Here is a 25,312-nt window from a genome sequence, read left to right as displayed (position 1 = left end):
AAGCGATAACTGGCTATAAAATGGGCAATCTACATTTGCCCAAGTGGGTGCATTGTAGCACTATTTTTGGGTATTTTTAAGCAAAAACCTAAATCTACGCCAAAATCTCTTTTAGAGTCTGGATAAGCCTTGTGTTCTGCTCATACGTGCCAACCGTGATGCGCAAATGATCACTGATGCGTGGCTTATTCCAGTGGCGTACGATCACCCCTTGCGATCTTAGTTTCTCAAAGATCTCTTGGGTGGAGAGCACGCTGTGATTAGGCTTGGCAAACACAAAATTCGCCGCCGATGGCAATACGTCAAAACCAAGATCAGCCAAATCATCCGTCAGGCGATCACGCAGTGCTATTACTGCTTGGCGCTTTTGTTCAAAGTACTCTTCATCCAAAATACTGGCAACTGCGCCTGCCTGTGCCACGCGATCGATGGGATAGCTGTTAAAACTGTTCTTATAAGTGTTAAGCGCGCTGATAAGATTGGCGTGGCCGAACGCCATGCCCACGCGCAAGCCCGCCAGAGCGCGCGATTTTGAGAACGTCTGAACGACCAGAATATTATCAAACTCATTAATCAACGAGATGGCAGAGGCTGATTTATCCGCATAATCGATGTACGCTTCATCAATAACGATCACCGCATTCGGATGCTGATTGGCAAGTTTTTTGATGTCATCAAGTGCCAATAGCACACCAGTTGGCGCATTTGGATTTGGGATGATGATGCCGCCACACGACTTATTATAATCTGATGTATCAACACTAAAGTCATCCTTCAAGGAAATGATTTTAGTATCCACATCAAAGGTCTGCGCATAGACAGGGTAGAAACTATAGCTGATGTCAGGAGTTAATAGTGGGCGATCTTTAACAAAAAAACATGCAAAAATAAACGCCAGCACTTCATCCGAGCCATTACCCACGAATACCTGAGAGCGGTCAAGTTTATAATAATCTGCCAATGTCTGGCATAGATCCTCTGATTCAGGATCAGGATACAGGCGCAGATCCGCCCCACGCACCAAAACTTGCTGCATGGCATCAATCGCCTTGGGGCTTGGTGGAAATGGATTCTCGTTGGTGTTTAGCTTGCACAGATTATCCGCCTTAGGCTGCTCACCTGCCACATAAGGGGTGAGATTGCGGATTTTATCACTCCATAAGCGTGTATCAACAGTCATGATAATCTCGGTTTATTCTTTAAGTTAATCTAAATTCACAACGCCATGACGATAGCGCGCTGACAAGGCATGAGCGTCTAGGTTCTCCTGCACCGCCAGAACATCTGCCGTCTTCGCCAGTAACCGACTGCCTTCTGGTGTGCAGTAGATGAGCGATGTTTTTTTGGTAAAATCATACACTCCCAAAGGTGAGCTAAACCGTGCTGTGCCTGATGTGGGTAGAACGTGGTTTGAGCCTGCGCAGTAGTCGCCGATGGCTTCGGGGGTGTGTCTGCCCAAAAATATTGCCCCTGCATGGCGGACGTGTTGCTCTACGTATTCGGGGTCATCAAGCGACAGCTCCAAATGCTCGGGGGCGACTTGGTTGATGACTTCAATGCCTTCGGTGCGGTCTTTGACCAAAATCAACGCCCCACGGCTTGTTAATGCTTGTTTTGCGATGTCCGCTTTTGGCAAAATGGCAAGGGCTTTGTCTAGGGCGTTTTTGACATCTTCAAGCTGTTTTGGGCAAGTCGTCACAAAAATCGCCTGTGCCACGGTGTCATGCTCGGCTTGGGAGAGCAAATCCATGGCAAGCCAGTCGGCATTGTCGCATGTCTCACCTTCGGCATACACCAACACCTCAGACGGCCCTGCGATCATGTCAATGCCTACCTGCCCAAAGACGGCTCGCTTGGCAGCGGCGACATATTTATTACCTGGGCCTGTGATTTTATCGACGGGCTGAATGCTCGCCGTGCCGTATGCCAAGGCGGCGATCGCCTGCGCTCCGCCAATGGTAATGACGCTATCCACGCCTGATAGATGCGCCGCTGCCAGCACCAGAGGATTTAGCTCGCCATTAGGTGCAGGGACGACCATCGTGATGTATCCCACTCCTGCAACCTTGGCGGGGATGGCGTTCATAAGCACGCTAGAAGGATAACTCGCCAAACCACCTGGCACATAGATACCCACACGATCAAGTGGCGCAACTTTTTGCCCTAAGGTGTTACCCAAGCCATCTACAAAGCGAAAGCCGTCTTCTTTTTGGTGTTGATGAAAATCAAAGATACGCTTGGCGGACAGCTCCAACGCTTCTTTAACTTCATCATTAAGTTGGTCGAATGCTGATTTTAATTGTTCTGATGAGATGAATAGTTCATCAATCGTGGTCGCTGGATGCTTGTCAAACTTTTGGGTTAAAGTTAAAACCGCCGCATCGCCATCTGCTCGCACTTGGGCAATGATGTCGTCCACCGTCTGAATAAGACTGGCATCGGTTACGGTTTCAAAGGCAAGTAATTGGGCTAATTTATCCTTAAATCCAGCATCTTGGCTGTTTAATACGGTTAGATTTGGCATGATTCACCTGTTTTATTGATTATCTTTAACGGCTTTTTCTAGAATATCCAAAATCGGCTGCAACCGCTCAAGTTTGCGCTTATAACTGACTGGATTGGCGATGAGGCGTGATGACACTTTGCAGATTTCATCGATCGGCTCTAAGCCATTAGCGCGCAAAGTGTTGCCCGTATCGACCACGTCCACGATCAGATCACCCAGCCCCACCAATGGCGCAAGCTCCATAGAGCCATACAGCTTAATGATGTCCACCTGCTCGCCACGAGAAGCGAAATATTCGCGTGCAACGTTGGCGTATTTGGTCGCAATGCGCAGACGACGATTTGGTAGGCTCGCCCCTTTCACGCCTGCGGTCATCAGACGGCATTTGGCGATGTTTAGGTCAATGAGCTCATAGACGTGCGCATTATATTCTAGCAGCGTATCTTTGCCCGAGACGCCGATGTCCGCCGCACCATGCTCAACATAGGTCGGCACGTCAGAGGCACGAAGCAATAAGAAACGCACATTAGGGTCGGTCGTTGGGAAAATCAGCTTACGTGATTTGTTCATGTCATCGGTTGGACGGATGCCTGCTTTATCAAAAAGCGGTAGTGTCTCATCCAAAATTCGCCCCTTAGATAAGGCAATCGTCAAGCCATTAAAATTATCAGTCATCATCATTTTCTTTATCGGTGAAATTATCGTCACTACAAATTCCAACAAAGTAAAAACGCACCACAAACTGCGGTGCGTCACAACTAGCCCTTAATCCGCTCGATGTTCACACCAAGCGATTTAAGTTTATTTTCGACATCATCATAGCCACGGTCAATGTGATAAATGCGATCAATGATGCTCTCACCCTCAGCGCATGCCGCCGCCATCACCAATGACATAGATGCGCGGAGGTCTGTCGCCATGACTGGCGCAGGTGTGAACGTATCCACACCAACCACAATCGCGGTATGCCCATCAACCTTGATGTTCGCACCCAGACGCTGCAGCTCTGGCACATGCATGAAGCGATTCTCAAAGATATTCTCAATGATCGTACTCGTGCCCTCAGCCAGACAGCAGACGGCCATCAGCTGCGCCTGCATGTCGGTAGGAAAGCCAGGGTGCACTTGAGTGCGGATATCTACCGCCTTTGGTCTGCCCTTCATCACTGCGCGAATCCAGTCATCGCCTGTGGTGATGGTTGCGCCCATCGCTTCGAATTTCTTTAATACAGGGTGTAAAAACTCTGCTGAGGTATTCTTGGTTAAGACATCACCCTTACTCATGAGTGCGCCTGCCAGATACGAACCTGTCTCAATGCGGTCAGCAATCACGCTATACTCACAGCCATGCAGACTGTCCACACCTTCGATGACCATCGTTGGCGTGCCAATACCTTCAATCTTGGCACCCATGGCGACCAGCATATTCGCCAGATCGACAACTTCAGGTTCACACGCACAATTCTCCAAACGTGTTACACCCTTGGCTAGAGACGCTGCCATAATGACATTCTCAGTACCGCCTACGGTCACCATATCAAACGTAAAATCACAACCGATCAGCTTACCGCCAGCAGGCGCTTTCGCCTTGATATAGCCATTCTCTACACTGATGATTGCACCTAGTGCTTCCATCGCCTTTAGGTGCTGATCCACAGGACGTGAGCCAATCGCACAGCCACCTGGAAGCGAGACCTCCGCCTCACCAAAACGAGCGAGCAATGGACCTAGCACCAAGATAGATGCACGCATGGTACGTACCAAATCATAAGGCGCGTAATAATCGGTCACAGTACGAGAATCGGCGATGACGGTATTGCCTTCTTTTTTGATATTAACGCCAGTGCCCGCGATGAGCTTAATAAGCGTCTCAGTGTCCTTTAATGTTGGTACATTGTGCAAGATGGTTTCATCATTTGGCAGTAGCATGGCCGCTAATAATGGCAAGGCTGCGTTCTTTGAGCCAGAGATGGTTACTTCACCTGCGATACGGCTTTTACCGATGATTTTAAATTTATCCATGGTGTGTCCTTACGCGATTAGCCTTAGGTTTTGCTTTGATATTCTGCAGGCGTTAGCGCATGTATGGTTAATGCGTGCATCGCACCGCTTTGGATATGCGGATTGGCGATGGCATAGACGGCCTGCTGGCGCGCAACCAAGCGCTTACCTTCAAAAGCATCATCAACAATCAACACTTCGAACTTGTTGCCTTGGTTGGCCGCTTGAATCTCGGCATTAGGGAAATGGGGACGTAATAATTCGATTAAATCATCAGCATTCATGGGTTTGTCCAAATAAACTTAATAGCAATAAAAAATAATCCATTATACCAAAAATCTTGGCTGTTTATGGTGAAAATTTTGCGTTTTATATAAAATAACATACCGCCATCAATCCATTTTGATATAGATGGCGGCGACTGTCAATGAGACAGATTATGGGCTATTGGTGCCTTGATACAGCTGCACATAGCCGCTGGTGCCTGAACCGCGCGGTTTATAGACTGGCGAGGTGTTGTTTGGCGCATTGACATTGGCGTCTGGCGTGTAGATCTCTTGTAATGCGTATGGGTCGTTTGGTGCTTCTGTTGTCACCACGCCGCCATAGATCACACCCTCGGTATCGGTCGTCGCATCATTTGCGCTGTCGGCTGTATTGATCATGCTGGTGTCGCCATTGACTAGGGTGGTCAAGGTTACCGCAGATGCCATGCCAGAGGTGTTCTGAATCGCATCTAGTACATAGCTTTGCTGTTCTGGCGTCATATATCCCAGTACATAAGCGGTGCGGTCACGTACGACGATCTTATACTGCGATGACTTGATGGCCGTATTGGTAATCAGGCGTGCGTTGATTTTAGACTTTAGGTAGCCTTCATGTACGGTGTGACTTTGGCTCTTTGGCGTATCAGCGACGGTCAGATAGTTATAGACCACTGTCACGTCTTTCATGGATTTTAACATGGATTCGATGTTGGTTTTGATGGCTTGGTTTGGCACCTCGCCAGTCACGAGCACCTCGCGGCGAAAGCTGTCAATTGCGATGCGTACAGAGTTCTCATTCACCCCATCGATGCGCGTCAGATTCTTACGCGCGGTCAGCTCAATGCTCTCATCGCTGATGCGCTCAGGGATGCTGCGCCCCATCTCATAAGCACCAAAATTATGGTTCGCATCATTACTAGCATCCAGCGTGCTGCATGCACTAAGCACCATCGCTGCAGCGACTAGCGCCACTAAAGATAGTTTTTTCATATTAAGCCACCTTATTGAATCCTAAAAACTAAATCCTAAAATATGAAAATAAGATCAATCGTCGTGTCCAATCTTATCATCTTCGATTCATCAATTCATTCGCGTGTCTAACACGCAAGAAATGCCGCCTTAATCCATTCGCCTCTGGCATCCTCACCATCCGCATAATCAAATACAATCACATCAAACCGGCAATCATACTCATTAAATTCATCAAATTCCTGCAAAAAATGCATCGCTGCATGGATGATTTTATACTGCTTGGCGGTCGTGATACTCTCTGCACTGCTTGCAAATTGCCCACGCTTGCGGGCTCGCACCTCAATAAACACCAAAGTCTTACGAATTCTACCGCTCGCCAGAGCATCAATGCACTCAGCAACGATGTCAATCTCACCCACCTTAGGCACATTGTAGTTGCGCGCGATGACAGTTAGGTGCTCTGACTCAATCCAATCAACCGCGCGATTTTCATAAAAATCACCAATTGATTTGGTTGTCGCTTTGGTATTCACAACAGATATTAGCGTGCTTCACGTACAACGACGGTCTTGGCCATCTTATCGTGCCAGCCTTGTTTTTTCTTATCAAAGCCCACCCAAATGTAGCCAAGACAGAATATCAATGATGATAAAATATAGCCCACATAACGCAGCAGTGCCTGACCAAGAGTAAGTAAATTACCCGTCTTGGCATCTAACACCTTAAGACCTAGCAGCATCTTGCCAGGGGTTGCGCCTTTTTGCATCCAGAACCATAAACAAGCCACCAAAGGAAACACCAAAGAAACCAGCACATCTGCCGTCCCATAAAATAGCAATCCCATCGCAGGTTCAGTGGTGAAATAAGCCTCACCATAAATCAAATACAATACCGGCAGCGTGATTAACAAAAACAGAATACCGTCAATAATTTGCGCAAAAAAACGAACCCAAAACCCTGCATACGCATAAATGGTGTCGTTATGTGCAGGGTGTTGCGTCAGCGATTGTGTCATGGTAATTACCTTATAGCTATGACTATTTTGACAAATAATCAAGATGATCAAAATTGCCTTAGCATAGCAAAGTTTTTGAATTTACGCTATTTTTTTGGGATAAATAAACGAGATTTTTTTGCTGTTTTTCTTTAAAATATACAAAAATATTAAGGAATACTTACATGAAATTAAGAATTTTAAGCGTTGGGCATAAGATGCCCGCTTGGGTACAGACGGGTGTTGATGAATATTTTAAGCGCATTCAGCCCATGATGACGACCGAGATCATCGACATCGCCCCCGCTAAGCGCACCAAGAACCCTTCTGCTGCTGAGATTGATAAATACAAACACCAAGAAGGTCAAGCCATCTTGGCAGCGCGCCACCCAAAAGAACGCCTGTGGGTGCTTGAAGTCAAAGGCAAGATGCTCTCTACCGAGCGCCTTGCTGATAAGCTTAGCGATGCCATGCAAGATGGCGCGGATGTCGCGTTGGTGATTGGTGGCGCGGATGGTCTGTCGCCAGAAGTGCTGTCAGTGGCAGATTTTAAGTGGTCTTTGTCAGACTTGACGTTGCCACATCCGTTGGTGCGAGTGATCTTAATCGAGCAGCTTTATCGCGCGATGAGCATCATTAACAACCATCCCTACCATCGTGGCGGCTAAGCTAAGGCTAATACAAAAAAAGCAAGCCTTTACGACTTGCTTTTTTTGATTATCAATCAATCCATCTTGGACAGATCAAGTCTAGGATTTAATCGGTATATCAAATACGTTCCAATAGCGGTCAGCACACTCATCGTGATGCCAAGCTTTAGCACAGGGCTGACATCGAACAGACTTAGTAAAAGCCCGCCAAATATCCCCACCGAGAATTGAAGTGCGCCTTGCATCGCTGCTGCCATGCCTGCACGTTTCTTTTGAAAGGCGAGCGCAATGGCGGCTGCGTTCGGCTGAGTAAAACCAAGTCCTGCAATGCAGCAAAATATCGCCAAAAATACCGCCGCAAAATAAGCTTCTCCACCAAATACCACCCCCAAAACAAGCAAGCAAAGCGCCGATATCACCTGCATGAGCGCACCAAAGCGCAGTAGCCACACCAATCTAAATCGCTTGGTTAAGAATTGATTCGCCTGTGTCAAAGCGATAAAGCCAAACGCATTCGCCCCAAATGCGATGGCGAACTGTTTCTCTGACAGTCCATAATTCTCCATGAACAAGACGCTTGAGATGGACAGATAAATAAAGAACGACCCCTGTAGTAGCCCCGCTGCCACAGCAGGCACGGTAAAGGTCTTATCCTTCATAAGATCAACATAACCCAAAAAAGTCTCGCTCATCGGTCGAGTGTTGCGATTCTCTGGTGCTAGGGTTTCTTTTAAGAACAGTTTCGTCAGGATTATGTTTAGAACGCCATAGCCTGCCAACAACCAAAATAGCATGTGCCAATTAGCCACCTGAAGGATCGCTGCGCCCAAGGTCGGTGCTAGGATTGGCGCAACACCCATGACCAGCACCATCAAGCTAAATGCGCGCGCTGACTGCACTGGGTTTAATGTGTCACGAATCGCAGCACGCGTTACCACAGCCGTCACACACGCACCCAGAGCCTGTAAGGTACGAGCAGCGAACAAGACATATTCGTGATTCGTGGTGGCGCATATGATTGATGCGATCACAAAAATCGTCATGCCGATATACATGGGCTTGACTCGCCCTACCCGATCAGAAAAAGGCCCATAGAACAGCTGACCGAACACCAACCCGACAAAGTACGCAGGCACCGAACGCGCTACATTCGTCGTACTCACCCCAAACTCATCCGCCATGCTCGGCAATGCAGGCAGATACATGTCAATCGCCAAAGGACCGATGGCGATCATCATACCTAGGATTAAGATCCAAACGGTGGGGAATGGTTTTTCGTGTGCGGACTGATTCTGATTCATTCTATTCTCTAATTTCGTCGTTTATTCATTTTGTTATTAGTTTTTAGGGGGATATTTTAACACAAAGCGCCTACTTTATTCTGACGAATTTTTGGCAGCAAAAACAACAAAACCCATGATAATACTAGGGTTTTTTGATAATAAGTGGAGTTTTAAAGTCTTAGGATGGGCTTAATATCAAGGACTATTTAAACTGCCGCTTTAGGAATTCGACACCGTCGTCTTTGGTCTTTTTGATGGCAAGCTTACGATTAGCGCCTAGGATGAGCTTGATTTGCCACAGTTTTTCTTGATAGAGCTTACGATGAGACTTAGGCATCATACCATTGATAAGCGCTTTGGCGGCATAGACAGCATCGGGTGATCGGGTAGTGATTTCTTTAGCGATTGATTGGGCTTTTGCCATGGGTTCGTCATCGATGTGTGTGATAAGCTTATAGTCTCCAGCCTCTGCCGCGCCAATCACACGCGCCGTCATCGCCAGCTCCTTTAGGTGATCTGCGCGCATCAGCTTGGCGGTGTGGGTCAGTCCCATGTCAGCGACCAAACCCCATTTCACCTCTAGGATGGCAAACTTAGCGCGCGATGTGCTGATGCGTATGTCCGCACCCAGAGCAAGCTGAAATCCTGCGCCCAAGCACACACCATCAATGACCGCAATCACTGGCACAGGCAGACTCTGCCAAATTAGACAAACTTCTTGAAATAAACTAGGTGCAGGCTTAATCAGCTGTGTCATCGCCCAGGCCATCTGCCTAGGCGCACCAAATACCGACAAATCAAGTCCACTACAAAAGTCCGCACCACCCGTGATGATCACCGCACGCACCGTCTTATCCTTGCGAATGTCCTTTGCAATCTCGATGAGTGCACGCATCATCTCAAAGCTCATGGCATTTTTCTTGTCAGGGCGATTTAAGGTGATGGTGACAATGCCGTCTTGCTTGGTGATTAAAATCGGTGAGGTCATAAATCATCCTTGATTTTATGAATGATGAATAAGTATTAGCGAAGCTTTAGGGTCATCAGACCCAGCACGACCAAGATGATGCACACGATATAAAAACGCGCGACCACCTTGGTTTCTTTTAGACCCATTTCCTCAAAATGATGATGTAATGGTGCCATCAAGAAGATGCGTTTTTTGCGCAGCTTATAAGAGCCGACCTGTAGGATGACCGACACCGCTTCCGCCACAAAGATACCACCCATGATCACAAAGGCGAGCTCTTGACGCGTCATGACCGCCATCGTACCAAGCATACCACCAAGGCTTAGCGCACCCACGTCACCCATAAAGACATCGGCAGGCGCCGCGTTATACCATAAGAAGCCAAGTCCTGCACCAATGATCGATGCACAGACGATGATGACCTCAGCATTATAGGCGATATAAGGCACGTGCATGTAAGCAGCATAATTCATCGAACCTGAAATATATGCGAACACGCCAAGCCCTGCCGCAACCAACACCACAGGCAAAATTACCAAGCCATCCAAGCCGTCTGTCAAGTTCACCGCGTTCGATGAACCATTGATAGTAAAATAAGTCAGAATAATAAAGCCAATACCAAAAGGAATCGCTGACAGGGGAATGATCCAGTCTTTGAACAATGGTACCAATACATCCTGCATGGCGGTAGCTGTGGCGGCATCTTGTTGTAGTGCGATGTAGTACAATGAGCCGCCTGCGAACAGCGAACCTACTGACAGCCAGAAGTATTTTTTACGGGCGATCAGGCCTTGTGGGTTTTTATGCTTGATTTTTAGCCAGTCATCAGCCCAGCCAACCGCGCCAAAGATGACCATTACCACCATCAAGATCCAAACATAAGGATTGGACAAGTCTGCCCATGCCAATGTTGAGATTGCGATCGCAACCAGGATCAGCACACCGCCCATCGTAGGCGTTCCCTGCTTGACAAGGTGCGTCTTTGGACCATCGTCACGCACCGCTTGACCATATTTAAGCGTGCGCAGATACTTAACGACAGGCTTACCCGCAAAAATCACAATAAGCAGCGCCGTGATAACCGCAAATAACGCACGCAATGTCAGCGATGAGATAGCAATGTCGCTGTGTTGAAATAGCCAATAAAGCATTATTAAAACCCTTGCGGCACTCTCGTACCGTTAATTTTTTAAATTATCTGATAATTTTAGGCATTCATCAAGTCATCAATCAGACTTTCCATCTTCATGCCACGCGAGCCTTTGAATAGCACGGTCGATACGCCATTATTAAGATGAGCTTTAAGAGCGGCCAGTAGCGCTTGTTTGTCATCAAAATGAACTGCGATGTCACGAATCTCATTCACCGCGCGAGCAGTGTGCACCATGTGATCGCCTACTGTTAAGACCACATCAATCTCAAAAGCTGCCAAGTCCTGACCAAGCTGATAATGCTCGTCATCTGCCGCACTGCCCAATTCAAACATATCGCCCAACACCAATATCTTGGCATTCGATTCTTGCTCTAGCACCTTAGCCGCTGCAATCATGGAGGTCGGATTGGCATTATAGGTATCATCGATCAAGGTATGCTCACCCAAGGCAATGCGAGTTAGGCGACCTTTTGGTACGACGGCATTCTGTAAGCCTTGCACGATCACCTCAAGCGGTACGCCAAGCGCATAAGCGCAAGCGGCGGCGGCCAATGCGTTAGCAACATTATGCTCACCGATGAATGGCAGTGTTACAGGCAAACTTTCGATTTCATCAATCTCAAGATTGGTATTTAGGCTAAATGTGCTATGTGTTGGCATGGCTTCGATGTCATCGGCGAACAGGTCGCCCATCATCAGCACAGACGTGACGCCTTGCGCAGACAGTTCTGCCACATCCTCATCCGACAGACCTGCCTGTGATAATGGCACACTCTGCTCGCCAAAGCTTAAAATCTTATCCGTAAACTGGCAGACGCTCTCGCCCAAAAATTCAAAAAACTCATCGCCAAACGGAACAACGGCCACACCCTCAGCCGTCAGCGATGAATAAATCTCCGCCTTGGCTCGAGCAATGTTGGCACGTCCACCAAACTCGCCCAGATGTGCTGTACCGATATTTAACACGCACGCCACATCAGGACGCACCAAATTGCTCGTATATGCAATCTCTCCCACATGGTTTGCCCCAAGCTCCATCACGCCAAATCGATGCTCATCTGTCAATTCCAGCAGCATCATTGGCACACCCAGATCGTTATTTAAGTTGCCACGAGTGATGAGCGTTGGCGCAATCTGACCCAGAATACTACCAATCATCTCTTTGGTGGTGGTCTTGCCAGACGAACCTGTCAAAGCCACCACGGTCAAATCAGAATGCACATCGCGGCGATATTTGCCCAATAGTCCTAAGGCTTTCTTAGTGTCGCCTACGATCAGCTGCGGCAGATTGCTTACCACAGGCTCGTTCACGATGGCAGCGACCGCGCCCAACTCCTTGGCGGTCTCAACATAATCATGACCGTCAAAGTTATCGCCTTTGATGGCAAGGAAAATATCACCCTGCTCAATCTTACGCGTGTCAGTTGTGATGCGCGTGCTTTGGGTGCTAAATTCGCCCTGCCAGACGCCTTGAGTGGCGGCTTGTAGATTGTCTTTTTGCCAAATATAGGAGGTCATAATGCTCTTTGTGTTATTCTTAAATATTCTATTGTTACGCTGGTAATGATGAATTAATCATCACTCATTTAGCAATTCTGCAAGCACTGCCGCATCATCAAAATCATGACGAACACCGTTAATCTCTTGGTAGGTCTCATGCCCCTTGCCGAGTATCACAACAATGTCATTCTCGCCTGCCATCTGTACTGCTTGGCGAATGGCGCTCTTGCGATCAGGCTCGATGATGACCTTATAATGCTCTTGGCAGGTAAGATTGATCTGCATATCTTTTAAGATGGCATTAGGGTCTTCTGAGCGAGGATTATCCGCGGTAAATATCGACACATCGGCATGGGTGACGCCTGCTTTTGCCATGATGGGGCGCTTTGTTCTGTCTCTATCGCCACCGCATCCGAACACCGCGATTAGCTTGCCCGTGCAATGCTTGCGCAAACTGACTAGCACCTGCTCCAGTGCATCTGGCGTGTGCGCATAATCCACAATAAAAGACCCTGCCTTAGAAGGGATGCGCTGCATGCGACCGCGCGCACCTTGTAATTGGGCGACCAGTTCAGGCAGCTCGGCTCGCTTGTCAGGAAACAGCGCCAAAAATGCCGCAACTGCCGCCATCAGATTATCGACGTTGAATAAGCCTAAGAGCGGGCTCTTTAGGGTAATGTGCTCGCCTTGAGCGACAAGCTCAATACCTAAACCATCAAGGCTGGGCGCAATCTCTTTGGCAAAATAATTTGCACCATCATCCTGCTGACTGTACGTAAGCAGCTGATAATTGCCGGTGTGATTCTTGGTCAATAAAGGATAGTTAGCATCTTGATTAATGATGCCACAGGTTAATGTACTAAAATACCCCTCATCGAACAGTCTTGCCTTGGCAGCGCGGTACTCCTCCATGTCGGCATGATAATCCAGATGGTCATGCGACAGGTTGGTATAGATCGCCACTTGTACAGGCACACCCTGTAGTCGATGCTGATGCAGGCCATGACTGCTCGCCTCAAGCGCTACCACTTCTACACCATCGAGCGCCATTTGATATAAGAATTCATGCACCGCCAAGACATCGCCTGTCGTGTTCGCCGACTGCACAAGTGCGTGCAGGCGTCCATTGCCTGCTGTTCCCATGATGGCAGAAGGCGCGCCTGACAGCTCGCACAGCTGCGCGACCAACTGGCTGACTGTTGTCTTGCCATTGGTTCCTGTCACCGCGACCACCGTCGGCAGCTTGGCGGGCTTATCCGCCTGAAAGCGCGCCGCGATCAAATCTCCCAAATAATGTCGAATCGTTGGCAGATAGACGATTGGCTTACTAAATCTCACATCAAGCAGCTTAGGGTCAATCTGCGACAACACAAACGCAGCTTTATCCTCTACAGATGTTAGGTATTGATTGGCTCGCTCTAGCGCATCATCTTGATGGCTAAAGCTGGACAAAAGCACGAACGCATCACCCTCAGACACCTTGCGACTATCCAAGCAAAAACGATGAAAAGGCACATGCGCGACACTCTGAGCGATCTCATCAAGCATCTGCAACTGCAAATCATCGAACAGCTGGGCTAAGGTAATTGGTTTCATGACTCATTCCTTATGATGCTTTTGTATTCATCAAGTTAATCAATTTAGCTGTAACGGCTTATCAAACGGTACATTATACAGACGCAGCGCCTCTTTCATGACATTATGAAATACTGGTGCTGAGACTTGACCTGCGTAGAATTGACGACGTGGATCCTCGACCAATATCGCAATGGCAAAACGTGGATTCGACGCAGGTGCAATGCCCGCAAAAGTCGTACGATACTGATTGGTATAATAACCACCATTCGGGTTAGTCCGGCGTGACGTACCTGTCTTGCCCGCCACACGATAGCCATTAATCGCTGCCGCGCGCGCTGTACCGCCCTGTTCGGTGACCAGCTCCATCATTTTCACGATGGCTTGGGCGTTCTTAGGCTCAATGACTTGGGTGGGCTCTGGCAGCTCGTCTTCTTTTACCAAACGCAGCGGTCTTAGCATGCCGTTATTTGCCAAGGCAGCATAAGCTTGGACAACTTGAGCAAGTGTCACCGTCTGACCATAACCATAACTTAGGGTTGCACGGCGAGAATATTCTTTTTCGCTAGGGTCGCTAACACCACCTGAGGCTTCGGCTGGGAAATTTAAAGCTGTTTTTTGACCAAAACCAAAGCGTCTTTGCATGTCAGAGATGGCATTGGCAGGTAAGCTAAGTGCGATCTTGGCAGAAGCGACGTTACTGGATTTTTGGATCAGCTTGGCAAGCGTAATGGCGCCATAATCACCGCTGTCCCGAATGGTGTATCCGCCCACATATAGGCTGCCTGGCGAGGTATTAATTAAAGAGCTGGTAGAATATTTGCCCGACTCTAATGCTGCCGCCACCGTGAATGGCTTCATCACAGAACCCGGCTCAAAGGTATCTAGCATAGGGCGATTACGCTCATTAGCACCGGTACGCTCTGACAGATTATTTGAGTTAAATGATGGCCAAGAACCCAATGCCAACACATCTCCGGTCAAGACATCCACCACGATGCCCGAGCTTGAACGCGCCGACTGAGTGCGCCCTACTTGCTCAAGCTCCTTATAAAGGACATACTGCAAGCGCGAATCGATGGTCAGATGAATGTCTTGACCTTCAACGGTCGGTTTGATTTCTTTGATTTCTTTGATGGCAGACTGACGGGCGTCCTTTAGGATGAGAACTTGTCCGCGCTCACCTGCCAGCTGTTTTTCATACTTAGCTTCAACACCTGCACGACCCACATAACCGCCATTCTTTTCATCGCTAGATTGCGCCATGTAGCCTAGAATCTGCGCATATGGCTCGGCTTGTAGATAATATCTTTGGAAAAACTTCTCTTCACTAATCCCAACAAAATCAAGCGCCATCAACGGCTTAACGATCTCAGGCGGTGCCTTTGGTAATATGATCAGACGGCGTGAACCTGCACCTTTTGGCAGTGCTGCATTTACCGCCTCTTCATCGCTTAGATCAAGGTCGTGTTTGATTGCGACGGCATTTTGAAGTTTTTCTAGTGGGAAATTCGCTGTTGCTGCTAATTTCACCAAATCCATCTGCTTAAGGTCTTCGCTGGCCCTAGCGATGGTTTTGGCGTTTTGGCTGGTTTTGATGATTTTATCAAGTCTGTAGTACTCCACCGCGTAATCATATGGGCTAAATACTACAGTCGATAGAGGCGCATTCGCCGCCAGTGGTGCGCCCGTCGTGTCTGTAATCATGCCACGATATACAGGCACCGAGCGCTTCGATGTGATGAGCTTTTCGCCTTGCTCAATCAAAAATGATGAGTTAATAACTTGCAAATAAAACGCCCGAGCAAATAAAATGGCAAAACAGACAGCCGCAATAGCCCAAGCGAATTTATAACGCCCAACGTCTTGTAACCCGCCCAACATGGTGGCGGCTTTTTGGCGGCGTTTCTTGCCAGATCCACCGAACAATGACCCTAATCTTGATGGGCCTTCTTGGTAGGATTGGGCAGGATTGGCTTTGCTTTTGGTGGTTTTTTTGCGCAGTGGTGGCGTGACTTTAGATGATGCGCCTTGTTTTTGATCAGGTTTTTTCATCACCGAGCCGCCTTATTCGATTGGGTGGCAGCCGTGGTTGGTGCGATAACTCGGCGTGAATCACCGGCAGGGAAGAACATACCCAATTCACTCACCGCTCGGCGAGCAACCTGAGGCGTGGCACTAAAGGTCTGCTGTTCAATGAGTAGGCGCTGCTCTTCTACTTGCATGGCGGTCAGTTCTTTTTTGAGTTTTTGAAGGTTGCGATAAGCTTCATGATGCGCCTGAGTCTGTACAGAAATGCTCACGCCCGTCCATATGATGGCAGCGACAAGCAGTCCCAGAATCAGGCGACACAGCCCAATCATGCCGACACTGCTGTCGGATTGGGTTTTTTGTGGGATAAGATGGGCGTGTTTATCGTTCATGATGTGATTGCAATAACCTAAACTTAAAAAACCTAAAATAATCTAAAATCAAACATACATAGCGTCGGTGCGCTCAGCCCCACGCAACCATGCACTTCGGGCACGCGGATTGACCTTAACTTCTGCATCGCTTGGGGAGACTCTAAGCGCCTTGCCAAAATACTTCGTACGCACAGGCGGCATGAGTAGCTTGTCATCACCTTCCCAGCGACCACGACTGTGATTATTCAAAAACTGCTTGATACGTCTGTCTTCTAATGAATGAAAGCTAATCACCGCCAAACGACCGCCAGCTTTGAGTGCGCTCAAGCTCTGCACCAAAAAATCATCCACATCGCCAAGCTCGTTATTAATATAAATACGCATCGCCTGAAAGCTCTGAGTAGCAGGATGTTTGCCTTTTTGCCATGCTGGATGAGCCTGTTTAATGACTTCTGCCAATGCCAACGTCGAATCATAACTTTCCATCGACTTGATGGCGCGTGCAATCTTACGGCTATGGCGCTCCTCGCCATATTCATACAGCACATCTGCCAAAGTATCAGCATCTACCCGCATCAGCCATTCGCTAACAGGTTCGCCACGCGTGGTGTCCATGCGCATATCAACCGCACCATCTCGCATGAAGCTAAATCCGCGCGCACCGTCATCAAGCTGCGGGCTAGACACGCCAAGGTCTGCCATGATGCCATCGACGTGGTCAATGCCAAGTGTCTTTAATTGCTCATTCAGACTAGCAAAGCTGTCATGAATTACGGTCACGCGAGCATCAGCATTGGCAAGTTCGGTCGCCACAGCGATCGCCTCAACGTCCTTATCAAACACCAACAAGCAGGCATCATCTCTTAGATATTCTAATAATAGCCGACTGTGGCCACCCCGTCCAAAGGTTGCATCCACATAGATGCCATCAAATGTTCCTTTTTTGACATCATCTAAGTTTTTTACGCCCAATAGCATCGCCACCGTCTCTTTTAATAGGACGGTTTCGTGGGTGAAAGTTTGGAGTGCGTCGGGTTGGCTCATGATGATTTCCAAAAGGTGGCAAAAGCTAGATTTTGCGCAAGATTTTTTCAGCGTGTATTATCTCAATCCCTGCTGTATAGTCAAGTGATTTCCATCATTTGCGCTAATTTTTTGTAAAAAAATCACAACAAGTTAATAGAAAAACAAAATAACACCATAAAAAATACTTAACTAATTATTCTATCAAGGATTTTTTGATAATCCAATCCGTTTTTGTGTGGTAATTGTTGCCAAAATCTTAAAGCCCTGCGCACTTTCCACTACAAAAATCAAGCACATTTTGGTATCATAGCCACAGATTTATGCTTTTATATCATTCACTTTGCATTTAACTTGACACAATATTCAATAACGAGCAATTCATGAGCACTCAAACCACCAAACCCATTCGCACCCGTATCGCCCCGTCCCCAACAGGCTTTCCGCACGTTGGTACGGCTTATATTGCCTTGTTTAATATGGTTTTTGCCAAATCGCAAGGGGGCGAGTTTATCCTACGCATTGAAGACACCGATCAAGTCCGCTCTACCGCTCAGAGTGAGCAGATGATTTTAAACGCCCTAAAATGGGCAGGTTTGACATGGAGCGAAGGTCCTGACGTGGGCGGACAGTTCGCCCCGTATCGCCAGTCCGAGCGTTCCGAGATTTACAAAAAATACGCCCAAGAACTACTGGACAAAGGTCATGCCTTTCGCTGTTTTTGCACGACAGACGAGCTAGACCAAATGCGTAAAGAGCAAGAAGCCCAAGGCTTGCCCGTGCGTTATGACGGACGTTATGCCAATCTGAGCCGTGAAGAGAGCGATAAACTTGCCGAGAGCGGTAAGCCCTTTGTCATTCGTATGCGTGTGCCAACCGACGGCGAGTGCGTGATTCATGACATGCTTCGTGGCGAGATTAGCATTCCGTGGGAAACGGTCGATATGCAGGTTCTACTAAAAACAGACGGCTTGCCGACTTATCATCTTGCCAATGTTGTGGACGACCATTTAATGCAAATCAGCCATGTCATTCGTGGCGAAGAGTGGATCAACTCCGCCCCCAAGCACAAACTTTTGTATGAATATTTTGGCTGGGAAATGCCTGTATTGTGCCATATGCCCCTACTGCGTAACCCCGACAAATCCAAACTCTCAAAACGCAAAAATCCCACGTCAATCACCTATTATAAGGACGCAGGCGTGTTGCCCGAAGCCTTGATTAACTATTTGGGGCGTATGGGGTATAGCTTGCCAAATGAAGCGGAGAAATTTAGCTTGGATGAGATGATCGCAAGCTTTGACATTAAACGTGTCTCTCTGGGTGGACCTGTGTTTGACATTGAAAAACTCTACTGGCTCAATGGCGAATACCTGCGTGCGATGAGTGCGGACGAGTTGAAGGCGAAGATTTTGGCGTGGGCAAGCGATGATGATAAGCTGACCGCCATTGCCAAAGCCATTCAGCCACGCATTAATGTGTTGTCTGATGCGGTAAATTGGGCAGGGTTTTATTTTCAAAATTTGCCAAACGTTACACCAGACGATTTTGCCCATAAAACGCTGGATAACGACAAATTACTTGAAATTCTCTATCTTGCCACATGGCAACTAGAAGCCTTGCCCGAGTGGAGCGAGAATAACATTTATCAGACCCTAAAAGGCTTGGCAGGACATTTTGAGATTAAGTTAAAAGACTTTATGCAACCGTTTTTTGTGGCGATTGCAGGCTCAACGGCTAGCACGCCTGTGATGAACTCCATGTATGTCATCGGTGCGGACATGACCTTATCACGACTACGCCATGCTTGTGAAGTCTTGGGCGGACTTGGTAAAAAGAAATTGAAAAAATTGGAAGAAGTAAATAAAACTTTGCCAAACTTTTTAAATCAAGAATAAGTTAACTAAAAACCGATAATTTTCAATAAGTTATCGGTTTTTTTAAATCTTATTTTAAAAAGTATTTGACAAGGCTTAGGGTCTTTTATATAATACGCCCACCTTAACAAAGGGGCTATAGCTCAGTTGGTAGAGCACTTGCATGGCATGCAAGGGGTCAGCGGTTCGACTCCGCTTAGCTCCACCAAAGATTGATTAAGGTTTGAATGTAAGCACCTAGGCATTTATCTTACATTCTTGAAGTTGCAAAACTTTGTACTTGCGCTCCATTCGTCTAGAGGCCTAGGACACCGCCCTTTCACGGCGGTAACAGGGGTTCGAATCCCCTATGGAGTGCCAATATTCTAAAAAAGCCAGTCTATCATGACTGGCTTTTTTCTTTTCGTTTTGCACTAACTTCGCATAAAAATGTTTGCCTTCTTGGTGAATTTTCGCCGACCAACCTCTGTTTTCTGCTATAATAACGGCTCTATTTTTATTGATTTTAATGTTGAGTAACCATGAATATCACGCCATTTGTAGAACAGCTACGCCAAGATGCGATTCTTGACAACACCCAAATCAAAACCGACCCCGACAGCCTAGACAACTGGGGTAGAGACTGGACGAAGCATTTTGCCCCTGCACCGAGTGCGGTGGTGTTTCCTAAGACGACAGAGGAAGTGGCTAAGATTGTAAGGCTTGCTAATGAGTATCAAGTATGTTTGGTGCCTAGTGGTGGACGTACAGGATTATCAGCAGGTGCTGTTGCCAGTAATGGTGAGGTGGTGGTAAGTTTTGATAAGATGAACGCCATTGGGACGTTTTATGAAGCTGATCGTATGGTAGAAGTAGAAGCTGGCGTGGTGACTAAGGCTTTGCAAGAATTTGCTGAATCTAAGAACTTATACTACGCCGTAGACTTTGCTTCATCTGGATCAAGTCAGATTGGCGGTAATATTGGTACCAACGCAGGTGGCATTAAAGTCATTCGTTATGGCATGACAAGAAATCAAATACTAGGATTAACTGTCGTTACTGGTAAAGGTGATATCTTAGAATTAAACGGCGGTATGTTAAAGAATGCCACAGGTTATGATTTTCGTCATTTGTTTATCGGAGCAGAAGGTACTTTAGGCTTTGTAACTCGTGCGTTGATTAAGCTTGAGAAGCAGCCTGTTAATTTAACGGCAATGGTATTGGGTGTGCCTGATTTTGGGTCGGTGGTAAAACTGCTTGATAAGTTTGGTAAGGCGTTAAACTTAACTGCTTTTGAATTTTTTGACAGCGTAGCAATCGATAAGGTGCTGACGGCAGGACACGCCAAAGCGCCGTTTGACAGCCGCACGCCTTTTTATGTCTTGTTAGAATTTGAAGCGGTGTCCGATGACGTGTTAGACACCGCCATGAATGTGTTTGAAAGCTGTGCCGAAGATGGCTTGATAGAAGATGGTGTGATGAGCCAAAGCGTGGGGCAACTGCACGAGCTTTGGAAATTGCGTGAGAGCATCTCCGAGACGATTTCGGTGTTCACCCCTTACAAAAATGACGTGTCGGTGCTGATTACACATTTGGGCGATTTTATCAATGACATTGAACAGATTGTCAAGGACAATTACCCTGATTTTGAGATTTGCTGGTTTGGGCATATTGGCGATGGCAACCTGCACCTAAATATCCTAAAACCTGACAACCTAACCAAAGACGACTTTTTTGCCAAGTGCCAAACGGTCAATAAATACGTCTTTGAAACGGTCAAAAAATACAAAGGCTCAATCTCTGCCGAGCATGGCGTGGGCATGACCAAAAAGCCATATTTGGATTATACCCGTTCGCCTGCTGAGATTGAGTATATGAAAGCCATCAAGGCGGTGTTTGACCCTAATGGGGTTATGAACCGTGGTAAAGTCTTTGATATCGAGTAATGTCCCGCTCACAAAAACGCCTTGACAGATCAAGGCGTTTTTTCATTGATGCCATCTTAGGTCTGGGCGGCATTATTTAAATTTGAAGTCAGTCAGCAGTGTGCTAAAATAGCGCGATTTTTTAATAACTAAGGTCCGTCATGGCAAATTTTCGCACCCATCTCACCGTCGCGGCAGCGGCCAGCACTGTGCTCGCTGCCTGCGGTGTGTACGCCAAATTATTCGGACTAACAACAGGCGTGCTGTGCGCCATCATTGGCACGATTGGCGGATTACTGCCTGACATTGACCTAGATCACTCCACCCCTGCCAAGCGAGGGTTTTTCTTGGGTAGCCTCATCACCTCCATGCTCATTGTGATACCGTATGCCAATGCCTACCGGCAAAATGAGCTGATCTTAGACTCTTTAATCCTATGGGGGATCAGCTTTATCATCATTCGCTTTGTGATCATTGAGGCATTTAGCCGCTTGACGGTACATCGTGGGGTGGTGCATTCTGTGCCTTATATGGCGGTATTTGGGCTCTTGGTGGTGCATGGTGCATTCTACGGGCTTAAGCTGACGGCTTTTGTCAGTTGGGTGTTTGGGATATTCTTGTTCTTAGGCGCACTCATTCACTTGGCGCTTGATGAGATTTATAGCGTCAATGTACTAGGGCTTCGACTCAAAAAATCCGCAGGTACGGCATTTAAATTTTTTGAGATAAAAAAACCACTGCAATATCTGGCTCTCTATGCAGTGGTTGCGGGGCTGTTTATGACCGCGCCGCCTTATCAAGATGCTTGGCGTGTGATAAAAAAGCTCATCGCTTAGCCGCGGAACATCGCCCCTGTCACCACAAACGCCACGCTCCACAGACAGATCAGCGCCACATGAACGCCCATCACCTTTAAAGTGCTGTCTGTATAAATACCCTGTTCAAGCTTGGCAACGATGCGAAACCGCGCGTGCAATGCGGTAATGATCGTTAATGCCAGCCATGTCAATTTACCATGAATCAGCGCTGACAAAAACCCCATTGGCTCGCCCCACATACCGATAGGCACAATGTCATGCATCATGTATAGTCCTGTCATCACCTGCACAGCCAGCGCACTCATGCCCAGTGGTTCATAGCTTTTTTCAAATTTTAAAAACCCTGCCACGTCATTATGACGAATAAACCCAGGCATCAAGCGAATGAGTAAATACAGATGGCCGCCAACCCAGATGCTTGCGCCCAATAAGTGCAAAATCAATGCCATCTGATGCATACTCATGCCCTTCTTCCCGATCTAAACACATTCGCATCATCATAAAATGACGCATCTTCATTATCCCAAAAATACGGCACGCCCAAAATTGGCAATGGCGAGAGGTCTCTTGGTGTCGCCCCATCAACGAGCCATTGATCCAATCTGCTCGCAAGAATCTTATCCACATATGCCAGCCTATCCGCCAAACCAAGCTCAAAAAACTCATCATCCACGCTCAAAATAAGTGTATGGCTACAAAGTGGCTTGCGCGGATAAATCAACTGCTCAAGCAAAGCATGCCCAAAGATAAAAATCTGCGCAGCATCATCAGCCCTTGGTAGAGCTGGGTTATGCCATTGATTGCGCGGCTTGACAAGTGCATTTTGCCAATCAAAATTCTGCAGCGCCTTGCCAATATCGCGATCTTTTACCATGAGTATCGCGCCATTTTCATCAAAGACCGTAATCGCATCGCGGACACGGTTGCGCCCATTATGCTCATTAGCGCCCTTTGCCATCTCGCGGATGTGAACGTGGTTTAATACCGACTTTGATTTTGGAAATACTGACCACACGCACGCACCGAACCAGTCGTGCAGATTATTGCGTGTTGGGATATTAGCAGTTGCATGGATATGCGCCTCGTACGCTATGCCGTGTGGTAGATCATCTTGATTGACGAATGTTAGAGGATTATTCGAATTATGCAATGTCGGCTTGATGGCATGATTTTTAAAGTAGCTATTTAGCCAGTCGGCAAGCTCACCCATTGGCAAATCCTGATTGAAAGCCTGATGTATGCCCAGATAAGGCATAAGCCAAGGTGCGGACAAGTTGATGCTCTTAAAGACAGAAATAAAGTCACTCATAATCAATGGTTCGTTATCGTTATTCGTTTATTTTACAACGTTCGGTCTGATTTCGCCATGTTCTTAATCAATAAAAAACGCCCAACTTGTGAGCGTTTTTATTGATATTGATTATTTCAGCAGCAGTTTGTTGATGCGTTTTAGGTAGCCTGCTGGATCGTCAAGCTGACCACCATCTGCTAAGAGTGCTTGATCGAACACCACCTGCGCCAGATCATCGAAATCGCTCGATGTCTCTAGACGCTCGATGAGTGGGTGCGTCGGGTTAATCTCAAGGATGGGCTTCACATCAGGCACAGGCTGCCCCATTGCTTTTAACATCTGCGCCATCTGCGGCGTCAGCTCGCCATCACCAACGACCAGACAAGCAGGACTGTCCACCAGACGGCTCGACACGCGTACTTCTTTGGCACGATCAGCCAGGGCGCCTTGCAGCTTCTCAACGACTGGCTTTAGGCTCTCTTCGGCTTGGCGAGCTTCTTCTTTTTCGGCTTCATCAGTCAGATCACCCAGATCAACCGCACCTTTGGCGATGTTCTGTAGCGGCGTACCGTCAAATTCGGTCAGGAAGTTCATCGCCCACTCGTCCACGCGCGCCGTCATTAAGATGACCTCGATGCCTTTTTTGTTAAATAACTCCAGCTGCGGACTATTCTTGGCGGCGGCTAGGTTGTCAGCGGTCAGATAGTAGATCGCCTTTTGACCCTCTTTCATGCGTGCTTTATAGTCAGCAAAGCCTGTATTCAAGGCATCATCTGTGCTTGTGGCGTAGCGTAGTAGCTTAGCGATGCGCTCTTGGTTTGAGATGTCCTCACCCAGACCTTCTTTTAATACATCGCCAAACTCACGGTAAAAATCAGCGAATTTGGCTTGTTTATCCGCATCTTCAGAATTGGCAAGGCTTGCAATCATGGTAAGTACGCGGCGCGCATTACCCTCGCGGATAGACTTGGTGTCGCGCGACTCTTGAAGAATCTCACGGCTGACATTCAGCGGTAGATCCGCCGTATCAATCACACCTTTCACGAAGCGCAGGTACATTGGCAACAGCTGCTCGGCATCATCCATGATGAAGACGCGTTTTACATACAGCTTTAACCCACGCTGCTGCTCGCGCGCATACAGATCCATCGGGGCTTTTTTGGGAATATAGAGGAGCTGAGTGTACTGCACACGACCTTCGACACGGTTATGCGACCACGTCAATGGCGCATCAAAATCATGCGTCAAATTCTGATAAAAATCCGCATACTCTTCATCGCTCACCTCGCTAGGCGTGCGTGTCCACAGCGCAGTGGCTTTGTTGATGGTCTCGTATTCATCAGTTAGGACATATTCGCCCTTACCCGTCGGCTCGCCTGCATCATCCAGCTCATCTTGCCAGACTTGTTTGCACATCTGAATGGGTAGACTGATATGATCAGAGTATTTATTTACCAGTGATTTGATGGTGTATTCATTGGTATAATCCTGCTCGCCTGTACTGTAGTCGTCTTTTAGGTGCAAGGTGATGGTCGTGCCTTTGTTTGGCTTGGTGATGGTCTGTGTGGTGAATCGACCCGTGCCGTCAGACACCCAGCGCACGCCAACATCATGTGCTTCGCCTGCCTTACGACTCTCAACGACAATCTGATCCGCCACGATAAATCCTGAATAAAATCCCACACCAAACTGACCGATGAGATTACCGTCTTTCTTATCATTATCAGACAGACGCTCCAAGAATGCCTTGGTGCCTGACTTGGCAATGGTGCCTAGGTTGGCAATCGCCTCTTCTTCTGTCATGCCAATGCCATTATCGCTAAAGCTGATGGTCTTGGCGTTCTTATCGATGTCGATCTTGATGGCAAGCTCGCCATCATTCTCATACAGACTGTCGTCCGATGTCGCCAAAAAGCGTAATTTATCACACGCATCAGACGCGTTCGATACCAATTCACGCACAAAAATATCCGCATTAGAATACAAAGAATGCGTCACCAAATGCAAAAGCTGTGCCACTTCGGCTTCAAATTGATGTTGGTTAATGTCGCTCATGATCTCTCCAAGATGTTAAAAATCTACCCAAAAAAATAGGGTCGTTTTCTTGCTTTTCAAGGCAAATCCC

23 protein-coding genes and 2 tRNA genes are annotated in these 25,312 nt (G+C 47.5%); 6 read left to right on the top strand and 19 right to left on the bottom strand.

The window, feature by feature from the left end; all coding sequences use genetic code 11:
- Positions 1-94 precede the first annotated feature (94 nt).
- The 8 genes from hisC to AAX10_RS00905 form a co-directional block, all read right to left on the bottom strand.
- Positions 95-1,180 carry a histidinol-phosphate transaminase gene (gene hisC, locus AAX10_RS00940; RefSeq protein ID WP_036366630.1) on the bottom strand — a complete coding sequence of 362 codons (1,086 nt, stop codon included), beginning with the start codon at positions 1,178-1,180 and terminating at the stop codon, positions 95-97.
- Between the two features lie 24 nt (positions 1,181-1,204).
- Positions 1,205-2,524: a histidinol dehydrogenase gene (gene hisD / locus AAX10_RS00935; protein WP_036366628.1), complete on the bottom strand. Its 1,320-nt coding sequence runs from the start codon at positions 2,522-2,524 to the stop codon at positions 1,205-1,207.
- 12 nt (positions 2,525-2,536) lie between these two features.
- A complete protein-coding gene (gene hisG, locus AAX10_RS00930; protein ID WP_149038820.1) occupies positions 2,537-3,184 on the bottom strand; it encodes an ATP phosphoribosyltransferase in 648 nt (215 codons plus the stop codon).
- 80 nt (positions 3,185-3,264) lie between these two features.
- Positions 3,265-4,527 (bottom strand): UDP-N-acetylglucosamine 1-carboxyvinyltransferase, encoded by a 1,263-nt coding sequence (gene murA, locus AAX10_RS00925; RefSeq protein WP_036366623.1) that lies wholly within the window; start codon positions 4,525-4,527, stop codon positions 3,265-3,267.
- A 23-nt stretch (positions 4,528-4,550) separates the two neighbouring features.
- Positions 4,551-4,790 (bottom strand): BolA family protein, encoded by a 240-nt coding sequence (locus tag AAX10_RS00920; RefSeq protein WP_036366621.1) that lies wholly within the window; start codon positions 4,788-4,790, stop codon positions 4,551-4,553.
- A gap of 153 nt (positions 4,791-4,943) precedes the next feature.
- Positions 4,944-5,762 carry a BON domain-containing protein gene (locus AAX10_RS00915; RefSeq protein WP_046699591.1) on the bottom strand — a complete coding sequence of 273 codons (819 nt, stop codon included), beginning with the start codon at positions 5,760-5,762 and terminating at the stop codon, positions 4,944-4,946.
- Positions 5,763-5,869: 107 nt separating this feature from the next.
- The gene (locus tag AAX10_RS00910; protein WP_158580276.1) at positions 5,870-6,277 is read right to left on the bottom strand and encodes a YraN family protein; all 408 of its coding nucleotides are present in this window, start codon (positions 6,275-6,277) and stop codon (positions 5,870-5,872) included.
- 8 nt (positions 6,278-6,285) lie between these two features.
- Positions 6,286-6,759 (bottom strand): RDD family protein, encoded by a 474-nt coding sequence (locus AAX10_RS00905; protein ID WP_046697728.1) that lies wholly within the window; start codon positions 6,757-6,759, stop codon positions 6,286-6,288.
- 164 nt (positions 6,760-6,923) lie between these two features.
- Between AAX10_RS00905 and rlmH the strand changes: the two genes are divergently transcribed.
- Complete coding sequence (gene rlmH / locus AAX10_RS00900) at positions 6,924-7,406, top strand: 23S rRNA (pseudouridine(1915)-N(3))-methyltransferase RlmH (protein ID WP_046699589.1); 483 nt, start codon at positions 6,924-6,926, stop codon at positions 7,404-7,406.
- Positions 7,407-7,462: 56 nt separating this feature from the next.
- On the opposite strand, the gene AAX10_RS00895 is transcribed toward rlmH, so the two are convergent.
- The 8 genes from AAX10_RS00895 to rsmH form a co-directional block, all read right to left on the bottom strand.
- Entirely contained in the window at positions 7,463-8,689 is a 1,227-nt protein-coding gene (locus tag AAX10_RS00895; RefSeq protein WP_046699588.1) for a multidrug effflux MFS transporter, read from the bottom strand.
- A gap of 184 nt (positions 8,690-8,873) precedes the next feature.
- Positions 8,874-9,659, bottom strand: coding sequence for a crotonase/enoyl-CoA hydratase family protein (locus AAX10_RS00890; protein ID WP_046699587.1), 786 nt, complete (start codon positions 9,657-9,659; stop codon positions 8,874-8,876).
- A gap of 35 nt (positions 9,660-9,694) precedes the next feature.
- On the bottom strand, positions 9,695-10,792 hold the full coding sequence (gene mraY, locus AAX10_RS00885) for a phospho-N-acetylmuramoyl-pentapeptide-transferase (RefSeq protein WP_046699586.1): 1,098 nt from the start codon (positions 10,790-10,792) through the stop codon (positions 9,695-9,697).
- A 56-nt stretch (positions 10,793-10,848) separates the two neighbouring features.
- On the bottom strand, positions 10,849-12,312 hold the full coding sequence (locus AAX10_RS00880) for a UDP-N-acetylmuramoyl-tripeptide--D-alanyl-D-alanine ligase (RefSeq protein ID WP_046699585.1): 1,464 nt from the start codon (positions 12,310-12,312) through the stop codon (positions 10,849-10,851).
- Positions 12,313-12,372: 60 nt separating this feature from the next.
- The gene (locus AAX10_RS00875) at positions 12,373-13,890 is read right to left on the bottom strand and encodes a UDP-N-acetylmuramoyl-L-alanyl-D-glutamate--2,6-diaminopimelate ligase (RefSeq protein ID WP_080946961.1); all 1,518 of its coding nucleotides are present in this window, start codon (positions 13,888-13,890) and stop codon (positions 12,373-12,375) included.
- Positions 13,891-13,929: 39 nt separating this feature from the next.
- Entirely contained in the window at positions 13,930-15,924 is a 1,995-nt protein-coding gene (locus tag AAX10_RS00870; RefSeq protein WP_080946960.1) for a peptidoglycan D,D-transpeptidase FtsI family protein, read from the bottom strand.
- Positions 15,924-16,292: a cell division protein FtsL gene (ftsL, locus tag AAX10_RS00865; RefSeq protein WP_046697725.1), complete on the bottom strand. Its 369-nt coding sequence runs from the start codon at positions 16,290-16,292 to the stop codon at positions 15,924-15,926. The genes AAX10_RS00870 and ftsL overlap by 1 nt, the downstream gene beginning before the upstream one ends.
- A gap of 48 nt (positions 16,293-16,340) precedes the next feature.
- Positions 16,341-17,318 (bottom strand): 16S rRNA (cytosine(1402)-N(4))-methyltransferase RsmH, encoded by a 978-nt coding sequence (gene rsmH / locus AAX10_RS00860; protein ID WP_046699584.1) that lies wholly within the window; start codon positions 17,316-17,318, stop codon positions 16,341-16,343.
- A 362-nt stretch (positions 17,319-17,680) separates the two neighbouring features.
- Here rsmH and gltX point away from each other — a divergent pair, with 362 nt between their 5' ends.
- The 5 genes from gltX (at position 17,681) to AAX10_RS00835 (ending at position 21,914) form a co-directional block, all read left to right on the top strand.
- Complete coding sequence (gene gltX / locus AAX10_RS00855; protein WP_046699583.1) at positions 17,681-19,195, top strand: glutamate--tRNA ligase; 1,515 nt, start codon at positions 17,681-17,683, stop codon at positions 19,193-19,195.
- 111 nt (positions 19,196-19,306) lie between these two features.
- Positions 19,307-19,382 (top strand) — tRNA-Ala (locus AAX10_RS00850).
- A gap of 76 nt (positions 19,383-19,458) precedes the next feature.
- Positions 19,459-19,534, top strand: a tRNA-Glu gene (locus AAX10_RS00845).
- Between the two features lie 161 nt (positions 19,535-19,695).
- On the top strand, positions 19,696-21,099 hold the full coding sequence (locus tag AAX10_RS00840; protein WP_046699582.1) for an FAD-binding oxidoreductase: 1,404 nt from the start codon (positions 19,696-19,698) through the stop codon (positions 21,097-21,099).
- A 140-nt stretch (positions 21,100-21,239) separates the two neighbouring features.
- A complete protein-coding gene (locus tag AAX10_RS00835; RefSeq protein WP_046699581.1) occupies positions 21,240-21,914 on the top strand; it encodes a metal-dependent hydrolase in 675 nt (224 codons plus the stop codon).
- On the opposite strand, the gene AAX10_RS00830 is transcribed toward AAX10_RS00835, so the two are convergent.
- From AAX10_RS00830 to htpG, 3 genes are all read right to left on the bottom strand, one after another.
- On the bottom strand, positions 21,911-22,360 hold the full coding sequence (locus AAX10_RS00830) for a hypothetical protein (protein WP_149038819.1): 450 nt from the start codon (positions 22,358-22,360) through the stop codon (positions 21,911-21,913). The genes AAX10_RS00835 and AAX10_RS00830 overlap by 4 nt on opposite strands.
- Positions 22,357-23,205 carry a DUF3025 domain-containing protein gene (locus tag AAX10_RS00825; RefSeq protein ID WP_046699579.1) on the bottom strand — a complete coding sequence of 283 codons (849 nt, stop codon included), beginning with the start codon at positions 23,203-23,205 and terminating at the stop codon, positions 22,357-22,359. The genes AAX10_RS00830 and AAX10_RS00825 overlap by 4 nt, the downstream gene beginning before the upstream one ends.
- A gap of 111 nt (positions 23,206-23,316) precedes the next feature.
- The gene (gene htpG / locus AAX10_RS00820) at positions 23,317-25,242 is read right to left on the bottom strand and encodes a molecular chaperone HtpG (protein WP_046699578.1); all 1,926 of its coding nucleotides are present in this window, start codon (positions 25,240-25,242) and stop codon (positions 23,317-23,319) included.
- Between the last annotated feature and the right edge of the window lie 70 nt (positions 25,243-25,312).

Origin of the sequence: Moraxella bovoculi, from assembly GCF_000988745.2 — a bacterium.
Classification (GTDB): domain Bacteria; phylum Pseudomonadota; class Gammaproteobacteria; order Pseudomonadales; family Moraxellaceae; genus Moraxella; species Moraxella bovoculi.
Note: the sequence above shows the minus strand (reverse complement) of the source record. Positions and strands in the feature narration are given on the sequence as shown.